Here is a 22,414-nt window from a genome sequence, read left to right on the forward strand (position 1 = left end):
TGGTGGCAGCGGAGGGGAAGCCGCAGCCACCACCGGCACCATTCCCGGACCATGACCGGCCGGAGCTGGCGTCGGAACGCTGGTCTGCTATTTGGCCAGCTTGTGGTGGAGGGCCACCTCAAGGGCCGCGCCCACGATCCCGGCGTCATTCTTCAACTTTGCCGTGACAATATCCGTGCGCAGTTCCAAGTGCGGGAAGTACTCGTCGGATCGCTTGGAGATGCCACCGCCGATGATGAAGAGTTCGGGCGAGAACAAGAACTCGACGTGCTGCAGGTAGCGGTTGAGGAGCACCCCGTATTCATCCCAGCTCAGGCCATCCCGTTCGCGGGCCACGGCCGAGGCTTTCGTTTCGGCGTCGAAGCCATCCACTTCCAGGTGCCCAAGTTCGGCATTCGGAACCAATTGGCCGTTGAAGATGAAGGCCGAACCGATTCCCGTGCCGAGGGTGATAACCAGGACCGTACCGTCAACGCCTTCGCCCGCACCGTAGCGTGCCTCGGCGAGGCCGGCGGCGTCGGCGTCGTTGATGACCTCGACCGGACGGCCAAGCCGTTCCGTGAACTTCTTGTCAATGTCAGTGTCCAGCCAGGATTTGTCCACGTTGGCGGCCGAGTGGACCACACCATGCTGGATAATGCCGGGAAAAGTGACGCCGATGGGAGAGTCTGCCGCGGGTGCATCGGGACGGTTGGAGAGTTCTTCCACGATTTCGGCCACCACCTCGGCCACTGCCTCGGGCGTGGCCGGCTGTGGCGTCGGAACGCGGAAGCGGTCGCCGATCAGCTTGCCCTTCTTGAGGTCGACAATGCCGCCCTTGATACCGGTACCGCCGATGTCGATTCCGATCAGCGGAGCGTTCTTGTGGGTCTTCTCATCCTTTTTGGACAATTCAATTCCGTTCATGGCAGGAGGGTTGGACGTGGCGCAGCCACAGGGCGGCGTGCCCCTTCCGAAGGGTTCAGGGAAGGGTAAGGATTTCCGCGCCGGTCTCGGTGACCAGCAGGGTGTGTTCGAATTGGGCCGTGCGTTTGTGGTCCCTGGTGACGACGGTCCAGTCGTCGGCCCACATGTCCCATTCGATGGTGCCGAGTGTCAGCATGGGCTCGATGGTGAACACCATGCCGGTCTCGATCACCGTGTTGTACGCCGGAGCGGCATCGTAGTGCGGAATGATGAGGCCCGTGTGAAAGGCCTCTCCGACGCCGTGACCGGTGAAGTCCCGGACCACGCCGTAGCCGAATCGCTTGGCATACGATTCGATGGCGCGGCCGATGACATTGATTTCGCGGCCCGGGGCCACGGCCTTGATGGCCCGGTTGAGCGACTCCTGCGTACGCTCAACCAGCAAACGGGACTCTTCGTCCACGTCGCCAACCAGGAAAGTGTAATTCGTGTCCCCATGCACGCCATTGATGAAGGCCGTGATGTCGATGTTGAGGATGTCGCCGTCCTGCACCACCGTGGAATCGGGGATGCCGTGGCAGATCACCTCGTTCAGTGAGGAGCACAGTGATTTGGGAAAGCCGCGGTAGCCCAACGTGGACGGGTACGCATGGTGGTCCAGGAGGTACTCGTGCCCCACCTTGTCCAGTTGGTCCGTTGTCACCCCCGGCTGGATGTGCTTTCCGACCTCCACGATCGCCTGGGCGGCGATCTTGCCCGCAATCCTGATCCTCTCGATGGTTTCCGCGGACTTGACCTCCGAACCGGTGAACTTGGCCGGGGCCTTCTTGCCGACGTACTCAGGACGGGCAATCGACCCGGGGACAGCCAGCTCAGGGCTGATGGTACCGGGGGACAGCGTGCCGATGGGTGCGGTGGAGACTGGAGAAGGCATAGATTGATCATATAAGGCGGGCACGAGACGCAAGTAACAATGCGTGCCGGTTCCAAGAGGGCCCGCGAACGTTACGCGACGGAGAGTCCACTGACGCTAGGAGGAGACGTGACGGAGTACTGGTACAACGTCAAGACGCACCAGATCGAAGAGGACGCCATGTCCGACTGGACCCAGCTGATTGGTCCCTACAAAACCCGCGAAGAAGCCGAGCATGCCTTGGAAAAGGTGAAGCAGCGCAACGAAGTCTGGGATGCCCAGGACGAGGACTAGAAGGAGTGCTCAGGTCCCGGGAACTGGCCTGACCGGACATCGGCTCCGTAGGCAGCGGCGGCTTCGCCCAGGGTGCTGCGGAGATCGGCGTACTGCTTGACGAACTTGGCCATCTTGCCGCCGCGGAGTCCTGCCATGTCCTGCCACACCAGGACCTGGCCCGTGGTGTCCTTGCCGGCGCCGATGCCAACCGTGGGAACACGCAGGGCGGCGTCGACGGCGGCAGCTGTCCCGGCAGGAACCATCTCCATGAGCACGCTGAAGGCTCCTGCGTCCTGCAGGGCCAGGGCGTCGTCGATCAGGCGTTGGGCATCGTCGCCGCGCCCTTGGACACGGTAGCCGCCCAGGGAATGCTCGCTCTGCGGGGTGAATCCAATGTGGGCCATGACGGGAATGCCGGCCTGCACCATGGCGCGGACCGTTTCGGCATAGTAGGCGGTCCCTTCGATCTTGACGGCGTGCGCCAGCCCTTCCTTCAGGAAACGCACCCCGGTCGCTACGGCCTGTCCGGGGGAGACCTCGTAACTGCCGAAAGGCAAATCGGCCACCACCAGGGCGCGCTTGGCGGAACGGCTCACGGCGCGGCACAAGGGCAGCAGTTCGTCCACCGTGACGGGAAGGCTTGTCTCATTGCCGAACACATTGTTAGAGGCCGAATCGCCCACCAGTAGTACTTCGATGCCGGCCTGGTCGAAAATCTCTGCCGTGTATTGCTCATAGGCGGTCAGCATGGCGAAGCGGCCGCCGTTGTCCTTGGCCTGCTGCAGGTGGTGGATCCGAACCTTGGAAAGGGGCTTCCTGGCGTCCGTGGAGGGTTCTTGTGCTGCTGCGGCAGGACCCGAACCGTAAGGGGCGGGAACTTCGGCGGGCGTGCTGGACTCAGGAAGGTTGCTTGGGGCCATGGATAGAGCCTAAGCCGTGCCGACGGGGGCTGCCAGCAATGTGCCAAGCGTCACCATTTGTAAACGCTGTGTTACGCGGTGTCCCTGCGGCGGCATTCGCCACGAATGCTTAGTAGAGTGAAGGCTGAGCTGCCGCGCCTTCCCAACGGAACCGCGCGGCGTGGATACCGACCGGAAAAGAGGCCCCAATGGACCGCCAGCAAGAGTTCGTTCTGCGGACGATCGAAGAGCGTGACGTGCGCTTCGTACGCTTGTGGTTCACCGACGTCGTGGGTTCGCTGAAATCCGTGGCCCTGGCGCCGGCAGAGGTCGAGGGTGCGTTCGAGGAAGGCCTCGGCTTCGATGGCTCCGCCATCGAGGGCCTGGCCCGTGTCTTTGAATCCGACATGCTGGCCCAGCCCGACCCCTCGACTTTCCAGATCCTGCCGTGGCGCGGCGAGACTGAACAGACCTCCAGGATGTTCTGCGATGTGCTGACTCCGGACGGGGAGCCATCGGCTGCCGATCCCCGCAATGTCCTCAAGCGCACGCTGGCCAAGGCCGCGGACATGGGCTTCACCTGCTACACGCACCCGGAGATCGAGTTCTACCTCCTCAAGTCCAAGGATCTGGGCCCGGACGGGGCTCCGGTGCCCGTGGATGAAGGCGGCTACTTCGACCACGTTCCGGGCGGAGTTGCGCAGGATTTCCGGCGCACGGCCGTCACCATGCTCGAATCAGTGGGCATATCGGTGGAGTTCAGCCACCACGAAGGCGGCCCCGGGCAGAACGAAATCGACCTTCGGTACGCCGACGCACTGCAGACAGCGGACAACATCATGACCTTCCGCACTGTTATCAAGGAAGTGGCCCTGCAGCAGGGCACCTACGCCACGTTCATGCCGAAGCCGTTCACAGACCACCCCGGCTCCGGAATGCACACCCACTTCTCCCTGTTCGAGGGTGACACGAACGCCTTCTTTGAGGCCGGAGCCGAGTTCCAGCTCTCCAAGACCGCCCGCCAGTTCATTGCGGGCATCCTGAGGCACGCACCCGAGTTCACCGCCGTCACGAACCAGTTCGTGAACTCCTACAAGCGATTGTGGGGCGGCGGTGAAGCCCCGAGCTACCTGAGCTGGGGCCACAACAACCGTTCCGCCCTGGTCCGCGTCCCGCTCTACAAGCCGGGCAAGGGGCAGTCGGCGCGCATCGAGTACCGCGGCATCGACTCTGCCACCAACCCCTACCTCGCTTATGCGGTGCTCCTGGGCGCCGGCCTGAAGGGTATCGAGGAAGGCTACGAACTCCCGGCGGCCGCCGAAGACGATGTTTGGTCGCTGACGACGGCCGAGCGAAAGGCCATGGGGCACGCTCCGTTGCCGGCCAGCCTCCACGACGCCATCCGCGCCATGGAAGAGTCGGAACTCGTGGCGCAGATCCTTGGGGAGCAGGTCTTTGAACACTTCCTGCGCAACAAGCGCGCCGAATGGCAGGACTACCGTCTGCAGGTCACGCCTTACGAGCTGCAGCGCAACCTCGGCATCCTCTAGGCGGCGCTGTGAGCCTTGCACGCCGGCTCATCTCGGCTGGATTCAGCGACCTCGAGAAGGGCGAGCGGTTCCTCGCTGCCCCGGAGCTGGAGGGCTTGGAACAGGAAGCCCTGTTCAGCGGCCTGTCCTTGGCCGCCAGCCCGGATACCGCCTTGCAGTCGCTGGTGAGGCTCATCGAGAAGAACCCCGGACTGAAAACGCTGGCTGCAGCGGACCCGGACACCAGCGAGCCGCTGTACCGGCTCCTGGGCGCGTCGGAGGCTTTGGGAGAGTTCCTCATGCGCAGGCCCGAGCACCTGGATGTGTTCAACACCAAGGTCAGCCCGGAACCGCTCTCCGCATCGAGTGACGAGCTGCGTTCCCTCCTGCTGCGGTCCGTCAAAGCTGAGCCCGGCTCGCTGCGTCCCGTTGCCGGCCTGACCGGCGTTCCCGCGTATACCGCCCTGCGCACGGCGTACCGGCGGGGATTGACCGAACTGGCCATCAAGGACCTGTGCGCGGCCTCGCCGCAGGATTTCATGCCGGCCGTCGGGGCCGAACTGGCGGACCTGGCCGGTGCGGCCATCGAGGCGGCCCTGGCCGTCTCCCGGGCCGAAGCGACAGGACAGTTCGAGGCGGAGGAGGTTGCCGGCGTCGGGCTGGCCGTCATCGGCATGGGCAAATGCGGCGCCCGCGAACTGAACTACATTTCCGACGTCGATGTCATCTACGTGATCGAGGCGGCGGACCTTGACGATGCCCGCGCGGCAACGATCGGTACCGCCTTGGCCTCCGGTATTTCCAGGGCGATCTCCTCGTTTGCACCGGAACCCGGGCTGTGGGAGGTGGATGCGAACCTGCGTCCGGAGGGCAAGTCAGGGCCGCTGGTACGGACGCTCGCCTCGCACCTGAGCTATTACGCCAGATGGGCCGAAAGCTGGGAATTCCAGGCACTCCTGAAGGCACGGACCATCGCGGGAGACCGGGACCTGGGCCAACGCTATGAGGAAGCCGTGCAGCCTCTTGTCTGGGCTTCCGCAGGCCGCGAAGGATTTGTGGAATCCGTCCAGGCCATGCGGCGGCGCGTAACCGACCACATTCCTGCTGCCGAGGAACAACGCCAGATCAAGCTGGGACGGGGTGGGCTGCGGGACGTCGAATTCACCGTTCAACTCCTGCAACTCGTGCACGGAAAGTCTGACGAGTCCCTGCGCTGCCGCGACACCACTTCGGCGATCGCCGCTTTGTCCGCAGGTGGCTACATTGGGCGGGTGGACGCTGCAGCCTTCGACAACGCGTACCGGTACCTCCGCGTCCTTGAACACCGGATCCAGTTGTTCCAGCTCCGCCGTACCCACCTCATGCCCGTGGCCGAGGACGCCCAGCGTTTCCTGGCCAAAGCCGTCCTGGGGCCGTTCTCCCTGGAACGGCCACATCCGGACCAGCTGATAGCTGCGTGGCAGAAGACCAAGCGGGCAGTCCGGGACCTGCACGAGCGCATTTTCTATCGCCCCCTGTTGAATACGGCGGCGAAACTCAGCAGCGAAGATGCCAAGCTCAGCCCTGAAGCCGCACAGGGCCGGCTTGCCGCCCTTGGCTACCTCGACCCGCAGGGCTCCATGCGCCACATCGAGGCCCTGACAGCCGGTGTCAGTCGTCGCGCGGCCCTGCAGCGCCAGCTTCTTCCCATCCTTCTGGGCTGGCTGGCGGAGGGCGTGGATCCCGACGCCGGCTTGCTGGCCTTCCGGCGGGTGAGTGAGGCGTTGGGGACCACGCACTGGTACCTGGGACTGCTCAGGGATTCCCAGGCTGCCGCCGAACGCCTGTGCCAGGTATTGGCGAATTCCCGACTGATCGCGGATCTGTTGGAAGTCTCGCCCGAGTCAGTGGCCTGGCTGGGCAGTGACAAGGACCTGGCCCCTATCCCGTTCGACGCACAGTGGCAGGAAATCCAGTCCAAGCTCTCGCGGCATCCGGATCCTGAGGGGGCCATGCGCCTCATCCGGTTGATCCGCCGGCGTGAAATCCTGCGGACGGCCATCGCAGACAGTGCAGGATTGTTGGACCAGGACGCTGTGGGGCTGGCCCTGGCCGAAGCGGACCGCGCAGCCGTCCTGGGTGCCCTGCACGTGGCGGAAGCAGCCGTGGCCGATGCCGGACCACTGAAGACCGACGTCCTGGTGGTGGCGATGGGCCGGCAGGGCGGGCGTGAGATCGGCTACGGGTCCGATGCCGACGTCATGTATGTGCACCGGGCCCGTCCCGGGTTTACGGACGCCGAAGCGCAGGAACAGGCGACGACGATCGTTGCCAGGATCTCAAGCCTCCTGACCCAGCCGCTAAAGCCGGCCATCATGGCCGAGAGGGTCCTGCAGGTGGATGCCGATCTACGGCCGGAGGGCAAGAACGGGGCCATGGTCAGGTCCTTGGACTCCTATGCCGAGTATTACCGCCGGTGGTCATTGATCTGGGAAGCGCAGGCACTTCTGCGCGCCCGGCCCATGGCCGGATCGGACGAGCTCGCCCGGGACTTCGTCCGGCTCATCGATCCCATCCGGTACCCTGACGAATTGTCCGGACAGGATGTACGTGAGATCCGGCGCATCAAGGCAAGGGTGGAGTCCGAGCGACTCCCCCGAGGGGCCGATCCTGCCCGCCACGTGAAACTTGGCCGTGGTGGCCTGAGCGACGTCGAGTGGCTGGTGCAGCTGATCCAGCTCCAACATGCTGGAAAGCACCCGGAATTGCGGAGCACCTCAACATTGGAGGCACTTGCCGCAGCTGAAGGGCTTGCCCTCATAGGAAAGGGCGACGCCGGTTTGTTGCGTCAGGCGTGGAAGCTTGCCAGCCGCATCCGGTCGGCGAACGTCATTGTGACGGGCCGGGCCTCGGACCTTTTGCCGTCGTCGCGCCGCGACCTGGAAGCGGTGGCCCGATGGTGTGGATACGCACCAGGTACCGCGGGCAAGTTCGAGGAAGACTACCTGCGCTTGAGCCGACGTGCCCGGGGCGTGTTTGAAAAGAAGTTCTACGGGACCTGAGCCGCAGCTATTGCCTCGCGGGTGTGCCGCAAAATGGAGACCACGGGCGCGCCCGGGACCAGCCTGTCGCCAACCACGAAGCCTTCTTCGCGGTGGCGCAAGGCTTCCACCAGGCGGTGCCGCCAGAGTTCCACGTCGCCTTGGTGGGCAGGGTCCCCGGCGAGGTTCCAGCGTTCCTGGGGATCGGCGTCGAGATTGAACAACTCTTCGGCGCCTTTGCCCGAGCCCCAAATGTATTTGTAGTGGCCGTCGGTGAGCCAGTGCAGGTTCTGGCCCCAGTAGACATGTTCGCCGTGGAGCCAATCGCGGACCGGGCCGGTGCCATCACCCCGGACAAGCGCTGCCAAGGACCTGCCGTCCACGCCGGCCGGAATGGGCAGCCCGGCCAGTTCCAGAAGTGTGGGCATCAGGTCGCGGAGTTCAACCACATGGTCCACCACAGCGCCGCGCGTGGACGTTCCGGCACTGGGTGCATCCGCAATGATGAACGGGACCCGGGCGGAGCCCTCGTAGGGCACGGCCTTCCTGAACATGTGGTGGTCGCCCATCATCTCGCCGTGGTCGCTGGTGAAGGCGATGATTGTGTCATCCAGCAGCCCGAAGTCGGCCAACGATTCCTTGATCCGGTTGACCTGGAGGTCGATCTGCGCCATGAGCCCGAAGTAGCCGGCCCGGGCCCGATGGACCACGCGGTCCGGGATGTGTCCGTAGCTTGCCTGGTAGCTTCCATCTGCCCGGAACTCGTCCCAATGGTGTTCCCAATCGCCTTCCACGGTTTCGTAGGGCGGGATGTTGAGGTACTGCTCGAAAGCCCACGACGGCGGGTCGTAGGGCGGGTGGGGCCGGTGGAAGGACAAGTACAGGAAGAAGGGCTTCACCGGATCCCGCCGCTGCATCCATTCGATGGCCTGCGTTCCGATCCAATGGCTGGGGTGCAGGTGTTCGGCCTTGTCCCATGGCCGGGCCACGATGGAGTTGCAGTTGACGCCGTGGTCGAAGTAGTCGGCGTCCGCTGAGATTCCCGGTTGCCTGCGTAACCAGGGCACATAGTCGTCAAACAGGGAAAAGTGCTGCCGATGTTCCTTCCGGGCGTGGTGCAGGTAGCCATCGTGCAGGACGACGTCGTCGAAGCCGACTCTCGAGCGCTCAGGCCAAACATGCATCTTGCCGATGGCTTGGGTGTGGTAGCCGGCCTTCCGGAACTCGCCTTGGACGGTGACCGGATGCGCCGCGTGGAAGGGGACTCCGTCGTCGTACCCCACGCGTCCGTGCCGTTCCTGGGATTGCCCCGTGAACAGCGCGGCGCGTGCCGGGACGCAGGAGGGAGTGGCCGAGTATCCTTTGGAGAACCGCACACCGTTCCTGGCAAGTTCATCAAGGTGCGGTGTCTCAAGGTGTGGGTGCCCGTCGGCGGACAAGCAGTCTCCCCGCCATTCGTCCACACAGATCAGGATGACGTTCGGCTGGCCCATCTACGGCGTTCCTAACTCTAGGGGAGCGGCTGGACCCACCCTAGCCGGGAATTCGGAAAAGTGCGCGATTATGACGCAAAGACTGGAGTTATGAGCTATAAAGATCAAACTGACAGGGGTGTTGCGTGGCTGATCCCGCTTAAGTCAATTGATGCCGACGCCAGGGCCATCCACTTGGGCGACGTTGCGGAGCTCGGCCTGCGGCCCGGTCAGCGGGAATTCGTCGGCGACCCTCTCCGAATGATGCTCGCCGGTCTGGAGGACGCGTCGCGGTTCCCGTATTCCATTGAGGCCAATGGCGCGGTCGTGGGCGTCTTGACCCTTCAATGTGGTGCTGCACGCCTCGCGGGCTGGGAAGACGACGATTCGGCGTGGTTGCTGAGGGGATTCGCGATCGATGCGGCAAGCCAAGGGCAGGGAATTGGCCGGTCGGCTGCCGCGGCGGCTGTGGAGGAAGCGCGGAAACTGACGGCCTGGCTGGATGGCGGGCAGGCCGGCGTCGTCCTGTCCGTCAACGAACGGAACCCTGCCGGCAGGGCAGCGTACGCCAGGGCCGGCTTCGTGGATAAAGGACGCTACCTTGGCGGGAGTTCGGGGCCTCAGCGCACCATGTTCAGGGCTTTCGCCTGAGGACGTTCGTCAACCATGGTTGACGGCATCTTGGGGGTCAACTATGGTTGACGAATGGAGGTGGAACGCATGAAAACCCTTGTTGGGCAGATGGACGGAATGGGGCCCGCCGAGGCCCTTTACGCCGTTGCGGAATTGCAGAAGGAAATCTTAAGGACAGAATCATCCTTGGTCCGGGCGGCCCGGCAAGCCGGTCTGTCTTGGGAAGCCATTGCCTTGTGCCTGGGAGTGTCCAAGCAAGCGGTGCATAAGAAGTACGGCAAGCAGTAGATCCTCTGTTCGCGGAGGCGTGTTTGGCCTAGGATTCATCCCGTGACGGTGAGGCTGGACGCGGAGGGCGCGTCCTTTTCGGATGCTGCCTGCTTCCGCTGTGCGCAGGCGGGCCCGCATTGGGCTTCCCGCCACGCGGCCCCCGGGCAGTACGCCTGCAGGCGCTGCTTTGCCACCTTCTTGGACGAGGATGCGCTGCCGGGCGACGCCGGCCTTTCCGGGATGGGCGCGGCTCCCCACAGCATGGGACTCCTGGAAAACAAGTAGCCTGCAGGAAAACAAGTAGTCGCTCCGGAGCGGCAGCGAAAAGACGAGTACACGCTACTCGTGTTCCCCGTGGACCCGCTGGGCACTATTGAGGCTATGACAGCCTATGTAGTTGAAACAGCAGCACTGATCCACCGCTGCCAATGCTGCGGTGAGGAAACCGAGAGGGTCTTTTGCGACGCGTGCGCGGCCCCCGACGAGCCTGGAAAGTCACCCTACACCAAACACTGAGCAAGCGGCCCGGCCCGTAAAGCGCTAACGGCGAAGGGCCGCCAACAGGAGTGTTTCCTGTTGGCGGCCCTCAGCGGTTGGAGGCCCGTCGGCCTCCGGCGGGGCAAAGCATGCTCTGTCCCGGAAGTTGACTAGACGCCGTAGTAGAGCTCGAACTTTCGGATACGTAATGGCTGGTGTTGGATAGCGCTGAAAACCGCTAAATTCCGGGGTTTACCTGGTTGGCGATGCATGGCTGAGTGTGGTCTTCGGCGGACTTCCTGCGGACTCTTGGTTAGTATTCATTCACTCAACCGAGGGGAGAGACCAATGTCGACAGAGTCGTGGCCGCCGCTGCCGAGTGAAGACCGGGAGCGCCGGCCCTGGGTCTATCTAAAGCTGATTCACAAGGCCTTGCTAATCAACGTCGGTGAACTCAAGTCTGTCATTGAACGCCCCTCTCTGGATAAGGCGGTTAGAGACCAGGTGTTCTCCCCAGGGGACGCCCAGGAGGAGTTTTTCGGTGAGCTGTATACCCGTCTCCACAACTGCGCTGCAATAGTTGGCACGCTAGTGGATGTGGGCCGACCGTACGTGAGGAAACACCGGGCTAGGCATCCCGACTCAACCTTCGGCCCGGAGCAGGAGCGGCGAGTCACCAAGATCGGTAGTAGTGTTTCGGCGCAAATACTCAAGGGACTACGCAACTACCTTCTTCACTACAACGTTCCGCACATGGAGATCACGGTCACGCAGACTGTCAGTCCCGCCCAAACTCGGTCCGTTCTAAATCTGTCATCGCAGAGCCTTCTCGAATGGAAAAAGGGGAGCTGGGAGTCTGCTGCAAGGAGCTACCTGGGCTCGGTCGCTTGGGTAGATCTAGGGCAAATGGTAGATGACTATTTGGCCCTCATTGAGGACTATTATTCGTGGTTGTGGTCCGAGGTCTCGAGTTCAGGGGCGAGCTAGGTCGTGGGCGCCCGCGCGGGATTTCTCGCAGTCTGATAAGGACCGCCTAGAATCGGCAGCATGGACACTTACTGCATGACCGAAGAGAACGGAACGCCGTCGGAGGCCCTTCACATGTACCAAGCGCGGCACAATGGAGAAGCGATCCATCTCGCCAACGAATTCGACGCGGCTAATGGACTTACCGGGACCAAGCTTTGGTTGAGGATGGAAGATGGTTCTTGGGTCAGAGTCTGATCTGGGAAGGCAAGAGGTACTAAGCGGAAGTCGGACAGCGCCATGGACATTACCGCACGTTGCACGCGGTGGGCAGGGCTGGTGGGTTATCGAAGTCCCCGAAATCGACGGGCTGCACACCCAGGCCCGGAAGCTGAGCCAAGTGAAGGTGATGGTTCTGGACGCGGCTACGCTACTCACCGACCGACCAGCGAAGGACTTCCACGTTAGGATCTTCCGGCGCGGGCCTTGGAGCCGTCACTAATGTCCAGGGAACACCACACGGCAGATCATCTTGGAAGGATCCCAACGACTCTACCGAACGCATGGCCGAAATCTGTCGTAGCCAGAATGCCTCTGTCGTAGGAGACAGTCCTGCCAGGTTCTTCCACACGTTCTTTAATTTCGAGGTAGATTGGTGATTCCTCGGCCCATGCATATGCATCTTCGGCCACGAGCCAGGAGTCATATTTAGCGGTGATGAGGCCAAGGCGACACCAGTTGTCGACATAGGTGGCCACCATGTCCCGTCCCGCTGCTTCTTGGATCGCAGCGGGCGATATTTCAATGACGTGTGAAGCCAGCGCTCTACTCCCGCCTGCGGCCTCAACCGACATGTTTACCCGGATGCTAGCAACGGCTTTACCCGGCCCCGATAGGACCCTTTCCAGAAGATGTAACTCGTCCGCGCTCAACTGCTTTATCACCTCGACGAAGGACGGGTGGGCGTCACTTGCCTTGCGGTCGTCGGAGGCGGTAGCCAGAAGATTGAGGTACATCTGCTTCAATCCCGGCTCGTCCAGGCTGAAACCTAGATGTTGCATGGCCGGAGCGGCCATGGACGCTTTCGGGGCCACAATGTGCTCCTCCGGAACATCAGCAAGTTTCTCGGCCATGTCTCGCTCAAAATCTTCTTCAAAGTACTTGTTGGCCACGCCCAGCATCTTCGCAATGGGCTTGTACATGCTGGTCATTAGTTCCTGCCGCAGCGCTACACGTTTTGCGTAGCTCCTAGCCGCTTGCTCAAACTCCGGGGTCTGCTTCGCTTGGTCCAGCAGCTCTTTTCGGATCGACTTGCTCTCTTCTGCCAATTCCTTGCCAGCGTGGGCCACAACTTTTCCCGCAACGGCAGCCGCCGCAATTTCTCCCCCAGTCATGACCGTAATCTTAGTCCACGCTTTCGGCTGGTCGTATCGACCAGAACCGTTCAGCAGGTCGTGCACAGCGAAGGCGTCAGAGACGCCCTCAGCGACTGTACGCATCATGATCAGGTTCGTTATCCTGGCCACCGCATATTCGAAGTCGTTATTCCCGGCCCAGCCCCTACCGTCGGCCACAGCGTGAATCATCCGCGGAGTGGCTTCGTCCCGCCACCCCACGGTTTCGCTGTCAATGAGCTATCCGGGTGTCGAGTTGAAGACCGAGGAATCCAAAACCCCAATTGCGATCCCGCGGGATCTCACGTTGGAGCTGTCCAGGAATCATACAAAGTGGGGGAGCGAAACGCTCGTCACGAACGAGTGGGGCCGCAGCCTGTCGCCCTACCGGCTTGAACACTACTTCCGGGAAGCCCGGGTGACCATCGAAGGCTTGCCCGAGGGGTTCCGCTCCCATGATCTGCGGCATTATTTCGCGTCGCTGCTGATCGCCAGGGCCTAGATGTGAAGCTGGTTTCGTCCGCGAAGACGACGCTGGACAAGTACGGGCACATGTGGCCGGACAAGGTAGAGTCCGCTCGTGAAGCCGTGGCCGATGTTCTGAAGGGACGCCTCGCGGGCGAGGACGAAGCAAAGAACGGCTAACGGGAGACAAAAAAGGGGCCGCAGGCGTGATGCCTGCGGCCCTTACTTTGTAAAGCGACACGGATTCTTGCGGACTCCTTGCGGACTCCACCCCGTTTTGCCCTTTGTCTTAGTTACACGCCGTAGTAGAGCTCGAACTCGTACGGGTTCGGGCGCAGGGACAGCGGACGGATCTCGTTCTCGTACTTGTACTCGATCCAGGTGTCGATCAGGTCCTGGGTGAAGACACCGCCGGCCTGCAGGAACTCGTTGTCCTCACGCAGGGCCTCGAGGGCTTCTTCGAGCGTTCCCGGAGCCTTGGGGATGTCCTTGGCTTCCTCGGCGGGGAGCTCGTAGAGGTCCTTGTCGATCGGTGCCGGGGGCTCAATGCGGTTGCGGATGCCGTCGATGCCGGCCATCAGCTGGGCAGCGAACGCCAGGTACGGGTTGGACGAGGGGTCCGGAGCGCGGAATTCGATGCGCTTGGCCTTCGGGTTGGAACCCGTGATCGGGATGCGGATACCGGCGGAACGGTTGCCCTGCGAGTACACCATGTTGACCGGAGCTTCGAAGCCCTTGACCAGGCGGCGGTAGGAGTTGACCGTCGGGTTGGTGAACGCCAGGACTGCGGAGGAGTGCTTCAGCAGGCCGCCGATGTACCAGCGGGCGGTGTCGGAGAGACCGGCGTAGCCCTTCTCGTCGTAGAACAGCGGCTCGCCGTTGCTCCACAGGGACTGGTGGCAGTGCATGCCCGAACCGTTGTCGCCGAAGACGGGCTTCGGCATGAAGGTCACGGACTTGCCCCAAGCGTCAGCAGTGTTCTTGATGACGTACTTGAACTTCTGCAGGTCATCGGCAGCCGCGGTCAGCGTTGTGAACTTGTAGTTGATCTCGGCCTGGCCGGCGGAACCAACTTCGTGGTGGGACCGCTCAACCTCAAGGCCGGCCTTGTCCAGTTCGACGCACATGGCGTCGCGGAGGTCAGCCTGCTTGTCGGTGGGGGAGACGGGGAAGTAGCCGCCCTTGACCGGAGTCTTGTAACCGAGGTTGCCGCCCTCTTCCTTGCGGCCGGTGTTCCAGTGCGCTTCTTCGGAATCGATCTTGTAGAAGCTGCCCTGCGGGGAGGACTCGTACTGGATGTTGTCGAAGACGAAGAACTCGGCCTCGGGAGCGAAGAACGCAGTGTCGGCGATGCCGGTTGAAGCCAAGTAAGCTTCTGCCTTCTCGGCTACGCCGCGGGGGTCGCGGTGGTAGGGGTCGCCCGTGCGCGGGTTGACGATGGAGAAGTTCAGGGCCAGGGTCTTCTCGATGCGGAAGGTGTCGACGAAGGCCGAGGTAACATCCGGGATGAGCTGCATGTCGGATTCGGCGATGCCCTGGAAGCCGCGGATGGAAGAACCGTCGAAGAGCTGACCGTTCACGAAGAAGTCGAGGTCAACGCTCTTGGCCGGCACGTTGAAGTGCTGCTGGACGCCCGGGAGGTCAGTGAAGCGGATATCGACGAATTTGACGTCTTCTTCTTTGATGAACTTGAGGACTTCGTCCGCAGTCTTGAACATCTATGCTCCTTATGCATATCAAGTAACAGGCCCGGAAGGCCGTGTGGTCCAGCCCAAGCCGAAGACCTGGAGACACAAAAAATTTCCCCTTGCCACGGTGGCTGGCAACTCCTATCACCATAGGGAGACGGGATTTCCCGGGAGTGTCAGCATTGTTTCCGGCAGGTTACAGAATCATCTGTTGTGTAAACGGTAGTCGGCTTGCGGGTGTCCGGTCCATGCGCGTCCGGTGGACGAACACCGGCGCAGGCCCGGCGGGTACCCGGTTCGCCCGGGTCGGATGGGCGCGCCGCCAGCCGTTAAGCTTGAAAGGTGGTTGATCGTAAAGACATTGGCTCCTGGCTGAGCGGCCCGGACACCTCCGGCATTTCGAAGTACCCCGGCGAGCGGCTGGGACTTCCTGAATCGGGGCCTGGCTCCATGGCGCGTGCAGGGCGCCGCATCCTGGGCATCGTGATCGACTGGACCATTGCCTTGGTCATCAGCAACTTTGCCTTCGGCGGCAACCAATGGGCAACCCTGGCTGTCTTCGCCGTGGAGCAGATCCTCCTCATCGGAACACTTGGCTACAGCATCGGACACAGAATCGCGGGCATTTACGTGGTGCGCCTCGCCGGTGGGCAGCCGGGGCCGTTGGTGGCCGTCGTGAGGACGTTGCTTTTGTGCCTGGTGATCCCCGCGGTGATCTTCGATCCGGACCAGCGGGGCCTCCACGACAAGGCCATGAACACGATCCTTATCCGCATGTAGCTTCCGTCCTTCCTTCCTGACAACAATGCGCCCCGGTCCTCTTTCGAGGACCGGGGCGCATTGTCGTTTTGCGGTCAGCGTCCGCGGGCCGCCTTGCGGTCCGGGCGGGCCTTGTAGGGATCGATGCCCTTCGGGATCGGGAGACGATTGCCCAGGGAGTTGATGCGCTTGGAGACAGCATTGACCTCAACCTTGGTCAGTTCATTCTTCATCTTGCCCATGGTCTTGGCGAGCTGGTTCAGCGGAACCTGGCCTTCGCCGCGGCCGGACTCCAGGACATGGATGGTGACGTTGGGCAGGATCCTGCCCAGGCGCTTGCGCTCGGCGTCCGCCAAGGTCTTGACCCGGTGGCTGGGACCTTCCGTGACCAGGACGACTCCCGGGCGCCCTATGGCCATGAAAACGGCATCCTGGGTGCGTGGGTTCACGGCTACCGGCTGGTCCTGGGTGACCCAGCCGCGGCGGAGCGTGCCCAAAGCTGCGCCGGAAGCTCCAGGCTGGTTTTCGATCTGTGCAAAGGCGGCCCGTTCAGCACGACGCGAAAGGATGAAGACGGCGGCGAGCAAGCCCAGGGGGATACCGATGATCAGGCCGGTAATCCAGTTTTCCAGAAGGAAGCCAACAACGAAGGCGACAGCGACCACAGCAAGGAACGCCAGCAGCATGATCAGCACAACCTGCGGATCGTTGCGCCGGGTCATTTTGAAGACCTCGGCGATCTGCTTCAACTGGCTTGGCTTCTTGGCTTTGGCTTCCTTGGGCTTGCGCTGGAAGAGCCCACGCTTGGGTGCGTCGGCCGAAGGTGTCGATTTGTTGGAATCAGGGGAGTTCGCCATAGTGCCTTAATTCTACGTGATGTACGCCTTAGGGCCGGACCCATGATCAAGGGTGATCTCCGCAACGGTTTTTTTCTTTCCCGTCACGATTCACATGGGTCCGGCACAGCATACGTGGGAGGCAATTGCCCGTGAATTGAGGAAGGAACGGGTCACCCATCACACCACGCTGATTTCAACCCGTCTAAGGAAAAGATGTCCGAGCTGCCATCGTTGCTGACCATCGTTCTTGAGGAACCTGGAACACTGGACCGGGAGTCGGCGATGTATCGAAGACTCGTGGCAGCACGGCTGCGTTTCGACGCGGAGTTTTCCATCCTGCAGGCCACCGAACCATTGACCACACAGTCCATCGGCCGGCTGTGCGCCGACATCACCAGCAAGTACGTGGTGTTCATGAGGACATCGCACCAGGTGTCGGCAAACTATGCGGCCACCATCATCGGTTACCTGAGGACCCGTACGGTGTACCTGGCGGAACCTGTCATGTACACGGGGCGGATCGCCGGGAACATTGCGCGAACGGCGATCGACGACGCCTACCACTATGCGCGGGACACTGACATCTTCGGCGCGGTCTTCAACACACGACGGCTCGCGGATGCGCTTGAGGCGATCGGGGACGTGGACCGGGCCGGCCTTTACACGAGCTACCGGCTGTATTGGTCGATCGAAAAGGTCAAACCCCTGCCCGCCGGTTATTCGGTGGCCACGGAAACCAAAGCCGCAATCGGACTTCAGTTGTCCCCGGAAGCCAAACGCCTGGTGCCTGTTATACCCACATCATCGAAACAGCTCCGGTTGTACCTCCTGCGGTTCATGGCGCTTTTCCTGCGTGGAATGCGGGCCCAGAAGGCCACGGCCGTGAGCCTTGAACATCTGCGGGAACTCGTGACTGCGCACAACATGACCGAGATGCTCGGCATGGTGGAGCCTTTGCAGCCGTTCGAAGCTGCATGGATCCGTTGGCTTGCCGATCCCTGCGCCAACACGCACCTCTTCAAGCAGCTCAGTGACAAGGACAGCTATCTGGTGTTCGAGCAGGATCAGCCTGTGAAGGACCCTGCGCGGCTACTGTATGAGTTGCTGTTCGGCGATGACGTCCTTGCCATCGCCAAAACCTACCTGCCGCGTACCTTGCGGCCGGGTCACGCCCGTCCGGGCAGCTACAACTTCTACCAACGTCCCATCAGCCCCCGCTCCAGCATTCTCTTCTTCGACAGGCCGTTGCAGGCGGACGACAATGCTGAACATCTGTATGACTACTTCCGGATCAACCACCCCGAATTCACGGAGTCCTACTTCGCCATCAACCCAAAGTCCCCGGATTGGGAGCGGCTTGCGAAGAAGGGCTTCAAGCTCATCCCAATCTTCAGCACGGAGTTCTATGAGAAGTTCCTGGTCTCCGATCTTGTGGTGTCTTCCCAGATCTACAACATCAGGTATCGCGGAAAGTCATTTGCCAACTCCCGGTTTGTGTACCTGCAGCATGGCATCCAACTCAATGACATGTCCGATTGGGTGCTGTCCAAGTATTTCGACATCTTCATTGCCACCGGACAGCTGGAAGCAGACTACATGGCTGGATTGGCGCCTGTTGAGACGCTCAATGCCGGCCTGCCCAGGCTTGAGTCGCTGGCCCGGGAACCCCGGAGTTCCGCTCACCTCCTGTTCATGCCTACGTGGCGGTTCAACCTGAACCAGGTGTCCACGGAGCAATTCCTCCAATCACGCTATTTCCAGGCCATTGACCAGCTGTTGACCGATCCTGCGCTGTTGAGCTTCCTTGACGCCACTGACCGCAGACTCGAAGTGAAACTCCACCCGAATGTGGAGAAGCGGACGGCCCACTTCCGGTTCTCCGAGCGGGTAGTGTTGTCGGAACTCAGCTACCGGGAAGCCATCAGCTCCGCCGAAATGGTGTTCACGGACTACAGCTCGGCAGTCCTTGATGCTTCATTCGTGCACATCCCCATCGCGTACTACCACTGGGACCACGCCGAGTTCTTCCGGGAGCAGCCTTATGAGGGGCGCTTGGACTACGAAGAAGAAGGCCTCGGCCCGGTCTTTCATCAGCACGCGGATCTCATTGACTACCTCGTCAAGGAACTGTTTGCGTCGGAAGACCCCTTGTACCGCGCGCGTCGTGAACGTTTCTTCGAGGGAGTTGACGCGGACCGGATCAACCGGAAGATCGTCGAAAGGATGCTGGCACTGTGACGTCGAAGTTCGGGGAGATAAAGCGCAAGGCTACGGATCTGGGAAGAGCCGTTGCCTATTCGTCGACGGGCCGGGAGGTGGCGAGGTCCCTGATGGAATCGGCCCCCGAGTCGGCCGTCCGCAGACTCATCAAAGCGAGGGGACTGGAAGCCCGGGTACGTAAAGTGGCCGCCGAGCACTTGCCGCAGGGGATCTTTTTCGCCAAGCTCACTCTCCCGGACTGGGAGGATCGCCAGGGCGAACCGTTTCAGCTGCTACAGGATGGTGAGGTGGTCTACGGCAACCTGATAGAGCCGCCGGCCCGCGGTTTCCCTCTTGAATACCGGAACATCATGGTCGGAACTGACGACCCTTCCCGGTTCAGGCTCGACTCGGGGGGTCCGTTCGAACTGGCAATCGGCAGAGGGCCCTTCACTACGCCGCAGCAAATCAAGTACGACGAGCAATACGGAGTAGAGCAACATGGCGATGCCTACTATTCCGTCCGGGGAAACACCACTGATCCGAAGAAGATGCTCCTCACCTTCCCGGGCTTCGGCCCTTCCACGACGCGAATCTCCTATGCGGTGAGCTACCTCAAAGGGATCACGGACGCCGACCTGGAAGACACCCTGATGGTCTGCTTCCAGGACCGCTATTTGGCGGCCGGGTCCTACATGTTGGTGGACAACGCAGGCCGGCCGCTTGGTGGCCGGATCAATGCCGCCATAGAAAAACTGCGCAGCCAATTCAACATCGACCCCGCCCGCATGCTGTTCTTTGGTGCCTCAAAAGGCGCATCCATCGCGATCCAGTACGCCAGGAACTTTCCTGCCGCGCGGCTGGTGCTGGCCGTTCCACAGATGAACCTGCCGTATTACTTCAGCAAGCCGTTCTTCAAGGACAACCTGTACAGGAACCGGGCCTTCCGCGAGGCTCAGCAGCCGGAGGACCACCTTCGCCAGTATTTTGCGGAGGGCCGGACCATCGACTACTTCTATACGAACTCGGACGAGCTCAGCAACCATTCGCTGATTGAGTTGGTGCAGGACGTCCCCAATCTCACCAAGTACCGGATCGACGGTAAACACTCCTCGGTGGCCGCCACAGCCTTGCCGGCCATGCTTGGCATCATCAGGGAATTCCTGGCGGCCCCGACCCAGGAGACGTTCGTCTGCGAAGAGCTGCGGTGGTTCGACACGAGCGAGACCAGGCAACTTCAGGTACGGGTGGACGCCCGGGCTTCAGAGATATCCCAGGCGAACTGGTTCGTAGGCGGGTGGGCCGGCAGGACGCGATTCATGCAGTTGATGACCGACCATTCCTACAAATTCGTCAAGTACACCTCCGGCGAGCAGGCGATGTTCCATCGCTACGACCCCGTGGAGCACCTCGACTCGCTCCATGCAATTGCGTCGAACGGCATGTCGTGGACGGCAACCCTGCCGGAGCAATCCCGCGAACCGGGAAACACCACCCGGCGATTCCGCTCCAGACGCCGGAGCGAGGCATTTCAGGCGATCCCGCTTGATTTGGAGGCCAATGCACCAGCGGACTATGTGATTCTTGATGGGGACTGCCATGGGCGGTTCCGGTACCGCAGTTCCCGCGCAAGCGCCGCTGGCCAGTCGATGGAGGTGCACTTCGTGCAGGACGCATCCGCAGATGTCGTGAACGATTTCCCGCTTGATCCAGCCCAGCGCCCCGCCTATGTGGCAGTGGTCCAACCGGTGGATGGCTGGGAGTTGGCGCACCTCATGGCCCTGCGGTTGGTTGTGGCTGCCGACGTGCCCCGCCTGGTGATGGTGGTGCACGGGCCAGGGGCCGATGAGGGGCTGTCCGCCCTGGGTGCCGTGGAATGGGACCAGGTAGAGGTGATGGCCTGGTCCTCTGAGGAGGCTCCGGCGCCGGTCCGCTGAGGAGAAACAGCCTATACACGAAAAGCAGGCTGCACTGGCACTCCGTGGTGCCGGCTCAGCCTGCTTCGTGGCTTAAGGAAACAGCCCGTGGTCGTTAGCCGTGTGCGGCGAGGATGGTGGAGGCTTCCTGGCGGGTGGTGCCGGAGGATTCGATGTGGGCGAGGGCTTCGGGGATGTTCCAGCCCTTTTTGCGCATCGCGGTGGCCCAGAGCCGGCCGGCCCGGTAGGAGGAGCGGACCAGGGGCCCGGACATGACGCCGAGGAAGCCGATCTCTTCGGCCTCGTGCTGGAGGTCCACGAATTCCTGGGGCTTGACCCACCGGTCCACGGGCAGGTGCCGCTCGGACGGGCGCAGGTACTGGGTGATCGTGATCAGGTCACACCCGGCAGCGTGCAGGTCCCTGAGCGCCTCGGAAATTTCTTCCCGGGTTTCGCCCATGCCCAGGATCAGGTTGGACTTGGTCACCATGCCCAGGTCCCGGCCCTGGGTGATGACATCCAGGGACCGCTCGTACCGGAACGCGGGACGGATCCGCTTGAAAATGCGGGGCACGGTCTCGACGTTGTGCGCGAACACCTCGGGCTTGGAATCGCAGATCGCTTTGATGTGTTCGGGTTTGCCGGAGAAATCCGGGATCAGCAACTCCACCCCGGTGCCGGGATTCAGTTCGTGGATCTTGCGGACCGTTTCGGCGTACAGCCACACGCCTTCGTCTTCGAGGTCATCACGGGCCACCCCGGTCACAGTCGCGTACCGCAGCTGCATGGCCTGCACGGACCGGGCCACCTTGGTGGGTTCGAACCGGTCCAGCGGGGAGGGCTTGCCGGTATCGATCTGGCAGAAATCACAGCGCCGGGTGCACTCGGACCCACCGATCAGGAACGTCGCTTCCTTGTCCTCCCAGCACTCGAAAATATTCGGGCACCCGGCCTCCTCACACACCGTGTGCAGGCCTTCCTTCTTCACCAGGTTCTTCAACCCCACGAACTCCGGCCCCATCTGGACCTTCGCCTTGATCCACTCAGGCTTACGCTCAACAGGGACTGCAGAATTACGCTGCTCGATACGCAGCATCTTGCGGCCTTCAGGTGCCAGGGTCACTGGAGTGCTCCTTCTGGGGTGGAAACGAGTGCTTCTTCGTGCTTGCGGAACTCTTCCACAAAGCGGTCAACGATGTCTTCCGGGTTGATGGTCCGGCCAGTCTCCAGCGACATGGTGGTAACGCTGGCGTCGGTGATGCCGCAGGCGATGATTTGCGCGTAGGGCGCCAGGTCGTTGCTGCAGTTGATGGCCACACCGTGCATGGTGACGCCATCGAGGACGCGGATGCCGATTGCGGCAATCTTGCGGTCCGGGCCTTTCTCATCCGCCAGCACCCATACGCCCGCACGGCCTTTGACGGTGACGGCTTTGATGCCGTAGTCCAGCATCACGGCGATCATGGTGGCCTCGAGGCGCTCCACGTAGTCCCGGATTCCCGAACGGTTCTTGAGCTTGAGGATAGGGTAGGCAATCAGCTGTCCCGGGCCGTGCCATGTCAGTTTGCCTCCGCGGTCAACGGGTACCACGGGGGTTCCGTCGAAGGGGCGTTCGTGGTCTTCCGTGAGCTTGCCTGCCGTATATACGGCTGCATGCTCGAGAAGCAGGACGGTACTGTTCTTCTCGCCGGCAACAACCTTGTTGTGGATCTCGCGTTGAAGGTCCCAGCCCTGCATGTAGTCAACGAAATCCGGGGCAAGACCCAGTTGTGAAAACTCAAGAGTCATGCGTT

The 22,414-nt window shown here is 61.9% G+C and carries 21 protein-coding genes; 12 read left to right on the forward strand and 9 right to left on the reverse strand.

Annotation, left to right across the window (positions count from 1 at the left end):
• Positions 1-87 precede the first annotated feature (87 nt).
• Together ppgK and map are read right to left on the reverse strand one after the other, a co-directional pair.
• The gene (gene ppgK / locus ACIPV6_RS15040; protein ID WP_400271714.1) at positions 88-891 is read right to left on the reverse strand and encodes a polyphosphate--glucose phosphotransferase; all 804 of its coding nucleotides are present in this window, start codon (positions 889-891) and stop codon (positions 88-90) included.
• Between the two features lie 70 nt (positions 892-961).
• Positions 962-1,840 carry a type I methionyl aminopeptidase gene (map, locus tag ACIPV6_RS15045; RefSeq protein WP_400271642.1) on the reverse strand — a complete coding sequence of 293 codons (879 nt, stop codon included), beginning with the start codon at positions 1,838-1,840 and terminating at the stop codon, positions 962-964.
• A 108-nt stretch (positions 1,841-1,948) separates the two neighbouring features.
• On the opposite strand from map, the gene ACIPV6_RS15050 reads away from it, so the two are divergent.
• A complete protein-coding gene (locus ACIPV6_RS15050) occupies positions 1,949-2,113 on the forward strand; it encodes an SPOR domain-containing protein (protein WP_400271643.1) in 165 nt (54 codons plus the stop codon).
• Here ACIPV6_RS15050 and panB read toward each other — a convergent pair.
• Complete coding sequence (panB, locus tag ACIPV6_RS15055; RefSeq protein ID WP_400271644.1) at positions 2,110-3,015, reverse strand: 3-methyl-2-oxobutanoate hydroxymethyltransferase; 906 nt, start codon at positions 3,013-3,015, stop codon at positions 2,110-2,112. The genes ACIPV6_RS15050 and panB overlap by 4 nt on opposite strands.
• Positions 3,016-3,203: 188 nt before the next feature.
• Between panB and glnA (ACIPV6_RS15060) the strand changes: the two genes are divergently transcribed.
• Positions 3,204-4,544, forward strand: coding sequence for a type I glutamate--ammonia ligase (glnA, locus tag ACIPV6_RS15060; RefSeq protein ID WP_397322864.1), 1,341 nt, complete (start codon positions 3,204-3,206; stop codon positions 4,542-4,544).
• 8 nt (positions 4,545-4,552) lie between these two features.
• Entirely contained in the window at positions 4,553-7,564 is a 3,012-nt protein-coding gene (locus tag ACIPV6_RS15065) for a bifunctional [glutamine synthetase] adenylyltransferase/[glutamine synthetase]-adenylyl-L-tyrosine phosphorylase (protein WP_400271645.1), read from the forward strand.
• Here the strand turns inward: ACIPV6_RS15065 and ACIPV6_RS15070 are convergent.
• Positions 7,552-9,036: an arylsulfatase gene (locus tag ACIPV6_RS15070; RefSeq protein WP_400271646.1), complete on the reverse strand. Its 1,485-nt coding sequence runs from the start codon at positions 9,034-9,036 to the stop codon at positions 7,552-7,554. The genes ACIPV6_RS15065 and ACIPV6_RS15070 overlap by 13 nt on opposite strands.
• 90 nt (positions 9,037-9,126) lie before the next feature.
• Between ACIPV6_RS15070 and ACIPV6_RS15075 the strand changes: the two genes are divergently transcribed.
• From ACIPV6_RS15075 to ACIPV6_RS15090, 4 genes are all read left to right on the forward strand, one after another.
• Entirely contained in the window at positions 9,127-9,666 is a 540-nt protein-coding gene (locus ACIPV6_RS15075) for a GNAT family N-acetyltransferase (protein WP_400271647.1), read from the forward strand.
• Between the two features lie 54 nt (positions 9,667-9,720).
• A complete protein-coding gene (locus ACIPV6_RS15080) occupies positions 9,721-9,936 on the forward strand; it encodes an AsnC family protein (protein ID WP_400271648.1) in 216 nt (71 codons plus the stop codon).
• 42 nt (positions 9,937-9,978) lie between these two features.
• Positions 9,979-10,203, forward strand: a complete 225-nt coding sequence (locus ACIPV6_RS15085; RefSeq protein ID WP_400271649.1) for a hypothetical protein — start codon at positions 9,979-9,981, stop codon at positions 10,201-10,203.
• Between the two features lie 540 nt (positions 10,204-10,743).
• Entirely contained in the window at positions 10,744-11,382 is a 639-nt protein-coding gene (locus ACIPV6_RS15090) for a hypothetical protein (RefSeq protein ID WP_400271650.1), read from the forward strand.
• Positions 11,383-11,888: 506 nt separating this feature from the next.
• Here ACIPV6_RS15090 and ACIPV6_RS15095 read toward each other — a convergent pair.
• A complete protein-coding gene (locus ACIPV6_RS15095; protein ID WP_400271651.1) occupies positions 11,889-12,947 on the reverse strand; it encodes a DUF4393 domain-containing protein in 1,059 nt (352 codons plus the stop codon).
• 7 nt (positions 12,948-12,954) lie between these two features.
• On the opposite strand from ACIPV6_RS15095, the gene ACIPV6_RS15100 reads away from it, so the two are divergent.
• Both ACIPV6_RS15100 and ACIPV6_RS15105 read left to right on the forward strand, forming a co-directional pair.
• Complete coding sequence (locus ACIPV6_RS15100; protein WP_400271652.1) at positions 12,955-13,257, forward strand: hypothetical protein; 303 nt, start codon at positions 12,955-12,957, stop codon at positions 13,255-13,257.
• A 2-nt stretch (positions 13,258-13,259) separates the two neighbouring features.
• Positions 13,260-13,400: a hypothetical protein gene (locus ACIPV6_RS15105; RefSeq protein ID WP_400271653.1), complete on the forward strand. Its 141-nt coding sequence runs from the start codon at positions 13,260-13,262 to the stop codon at positions 13,398-13,400.
• A gap of 113 nt (positions 13,401-13,513) precedes the next feature.
• On the opposite strand, the gene glnA (ACIPV6_RS15110) is transcribed toward ACIPV6_RS15105, so the two are convergent.
• Complete coding sequence (gene glnA, locus ACIPV6_RS15110) at positions 13,514-14,938, reverse strand: type I glutamate--ammonia ligase (protein WP_397322857.1); 1,425 nt, start codon at positions 14,936-14,938, stop codon at positions 13,514-13,516.
• A gap of 312 nt (positions 14,939-15,250) precedes the next feature.
• On the opposite strand from glnA (ACIPV6_RS15110), the gene ACIPV6_RS15115 reads away from it, so the two are divergent.
• On the forward strand, positions 15,251-15,688 hold the full coding sequence (locus ACIPV6_RS15115; protein WP_400271654.1) for an RDD family protein: 438 nt from the start codon (positions 15,251-15,253) through the stop codon (positions 15,686-15,688).
• Positions 15,689-15,762: 74 nt separating this feature from the next.
• Here ACIPV6_RS15115 and ACIPV6_RS15120 read toward each other — a convergent pair whose 3' ends face one another.
• A complete protein-coding gene (locus ACIPV6_RS15120; RefSeq protein ID WP_397322854.1) occupies positions 15,763-16,524 on the reverse strand; it encodes a DUF4191 domain-containing protein in 762 nt (253 codons plus the stop codon).
• A 195-nt stretch (positions 16,525-16,719) separates the two neighbouring features.
• Here ACIPV6_RS15120 and ACIPV6_RS15125 point away from each other — a divergent pair, with 195 nt between their 5' ends.
• Together ACIPV6_RS15125 and ACIPV6_RS15130 are read left to right on the forward strand one after the other, a co-directional pair.
• Positions 16,720-18,744, forward strand: coding sequence for a CDP-glycerol glycerophosphotransferase family protein (locus ACIPV6_RS15125; RefSeq protein ID WP_400271655.1), 2,025 nt, complete (start codon positions 16,720-16,722; stop codon positions 18,742-18,744).
• Complete coding sequence (locus ACIPV6_RS15130) at positions 18,741-20,642, forward strand: hypothetical protein (RefSeq protein ID WP_400271656.1); 1,902 nt, start codon at positions 18,741-18,743, stop codon at positions 20,640-20,642. Before ACIPV6_RS15125 ends, ACIPV6_RS15130 begins: the two co-directional genes overlap by 4 nt.
• Before the next feature lie 94 nt (positions 20,643-20,736).
• Here the strand turns inward: ACIPV6_RS15130 and lipA are convergent, their stop codons facing one another.
• Positions 20,737-21,744, reverse strand: a complete 1,008-nt coding sequence (gene lipA, locus ACIPV6_RS15135; protein WP_400271657.1) for a lipoyl synthase — start codon at positions 21,742-21,744, stop codon at positions 20,737-20,739.
• The gene (lipB, locus tag ACIPV6_RS15140; protein WP_400271658.1) at positions 21,741-22,409 is read right to left on the reverse strand and encodes a lipoyl(octanoyl) transferase LipB; all 669 of its coding nucleotides are present in this window, start codon (positions 22,407-22,409) and stop codon (positions 21,741-21,743) included. Before lipB ends, lipA begins: the two co-directional genes overlap by 4 nt.
• Positions 22,410-22,414: the final 5 nt, after the last annotated feature.

It is taken from the genome of Paenarthrobacter sp. NPDC089988, from assembly GCF_044748465.1.
Classification (GTDB): Bacteria; Actinomycetota; Actinomycetes; order Actinomycetales; family Micrococcaceae; genus Arthrobacter.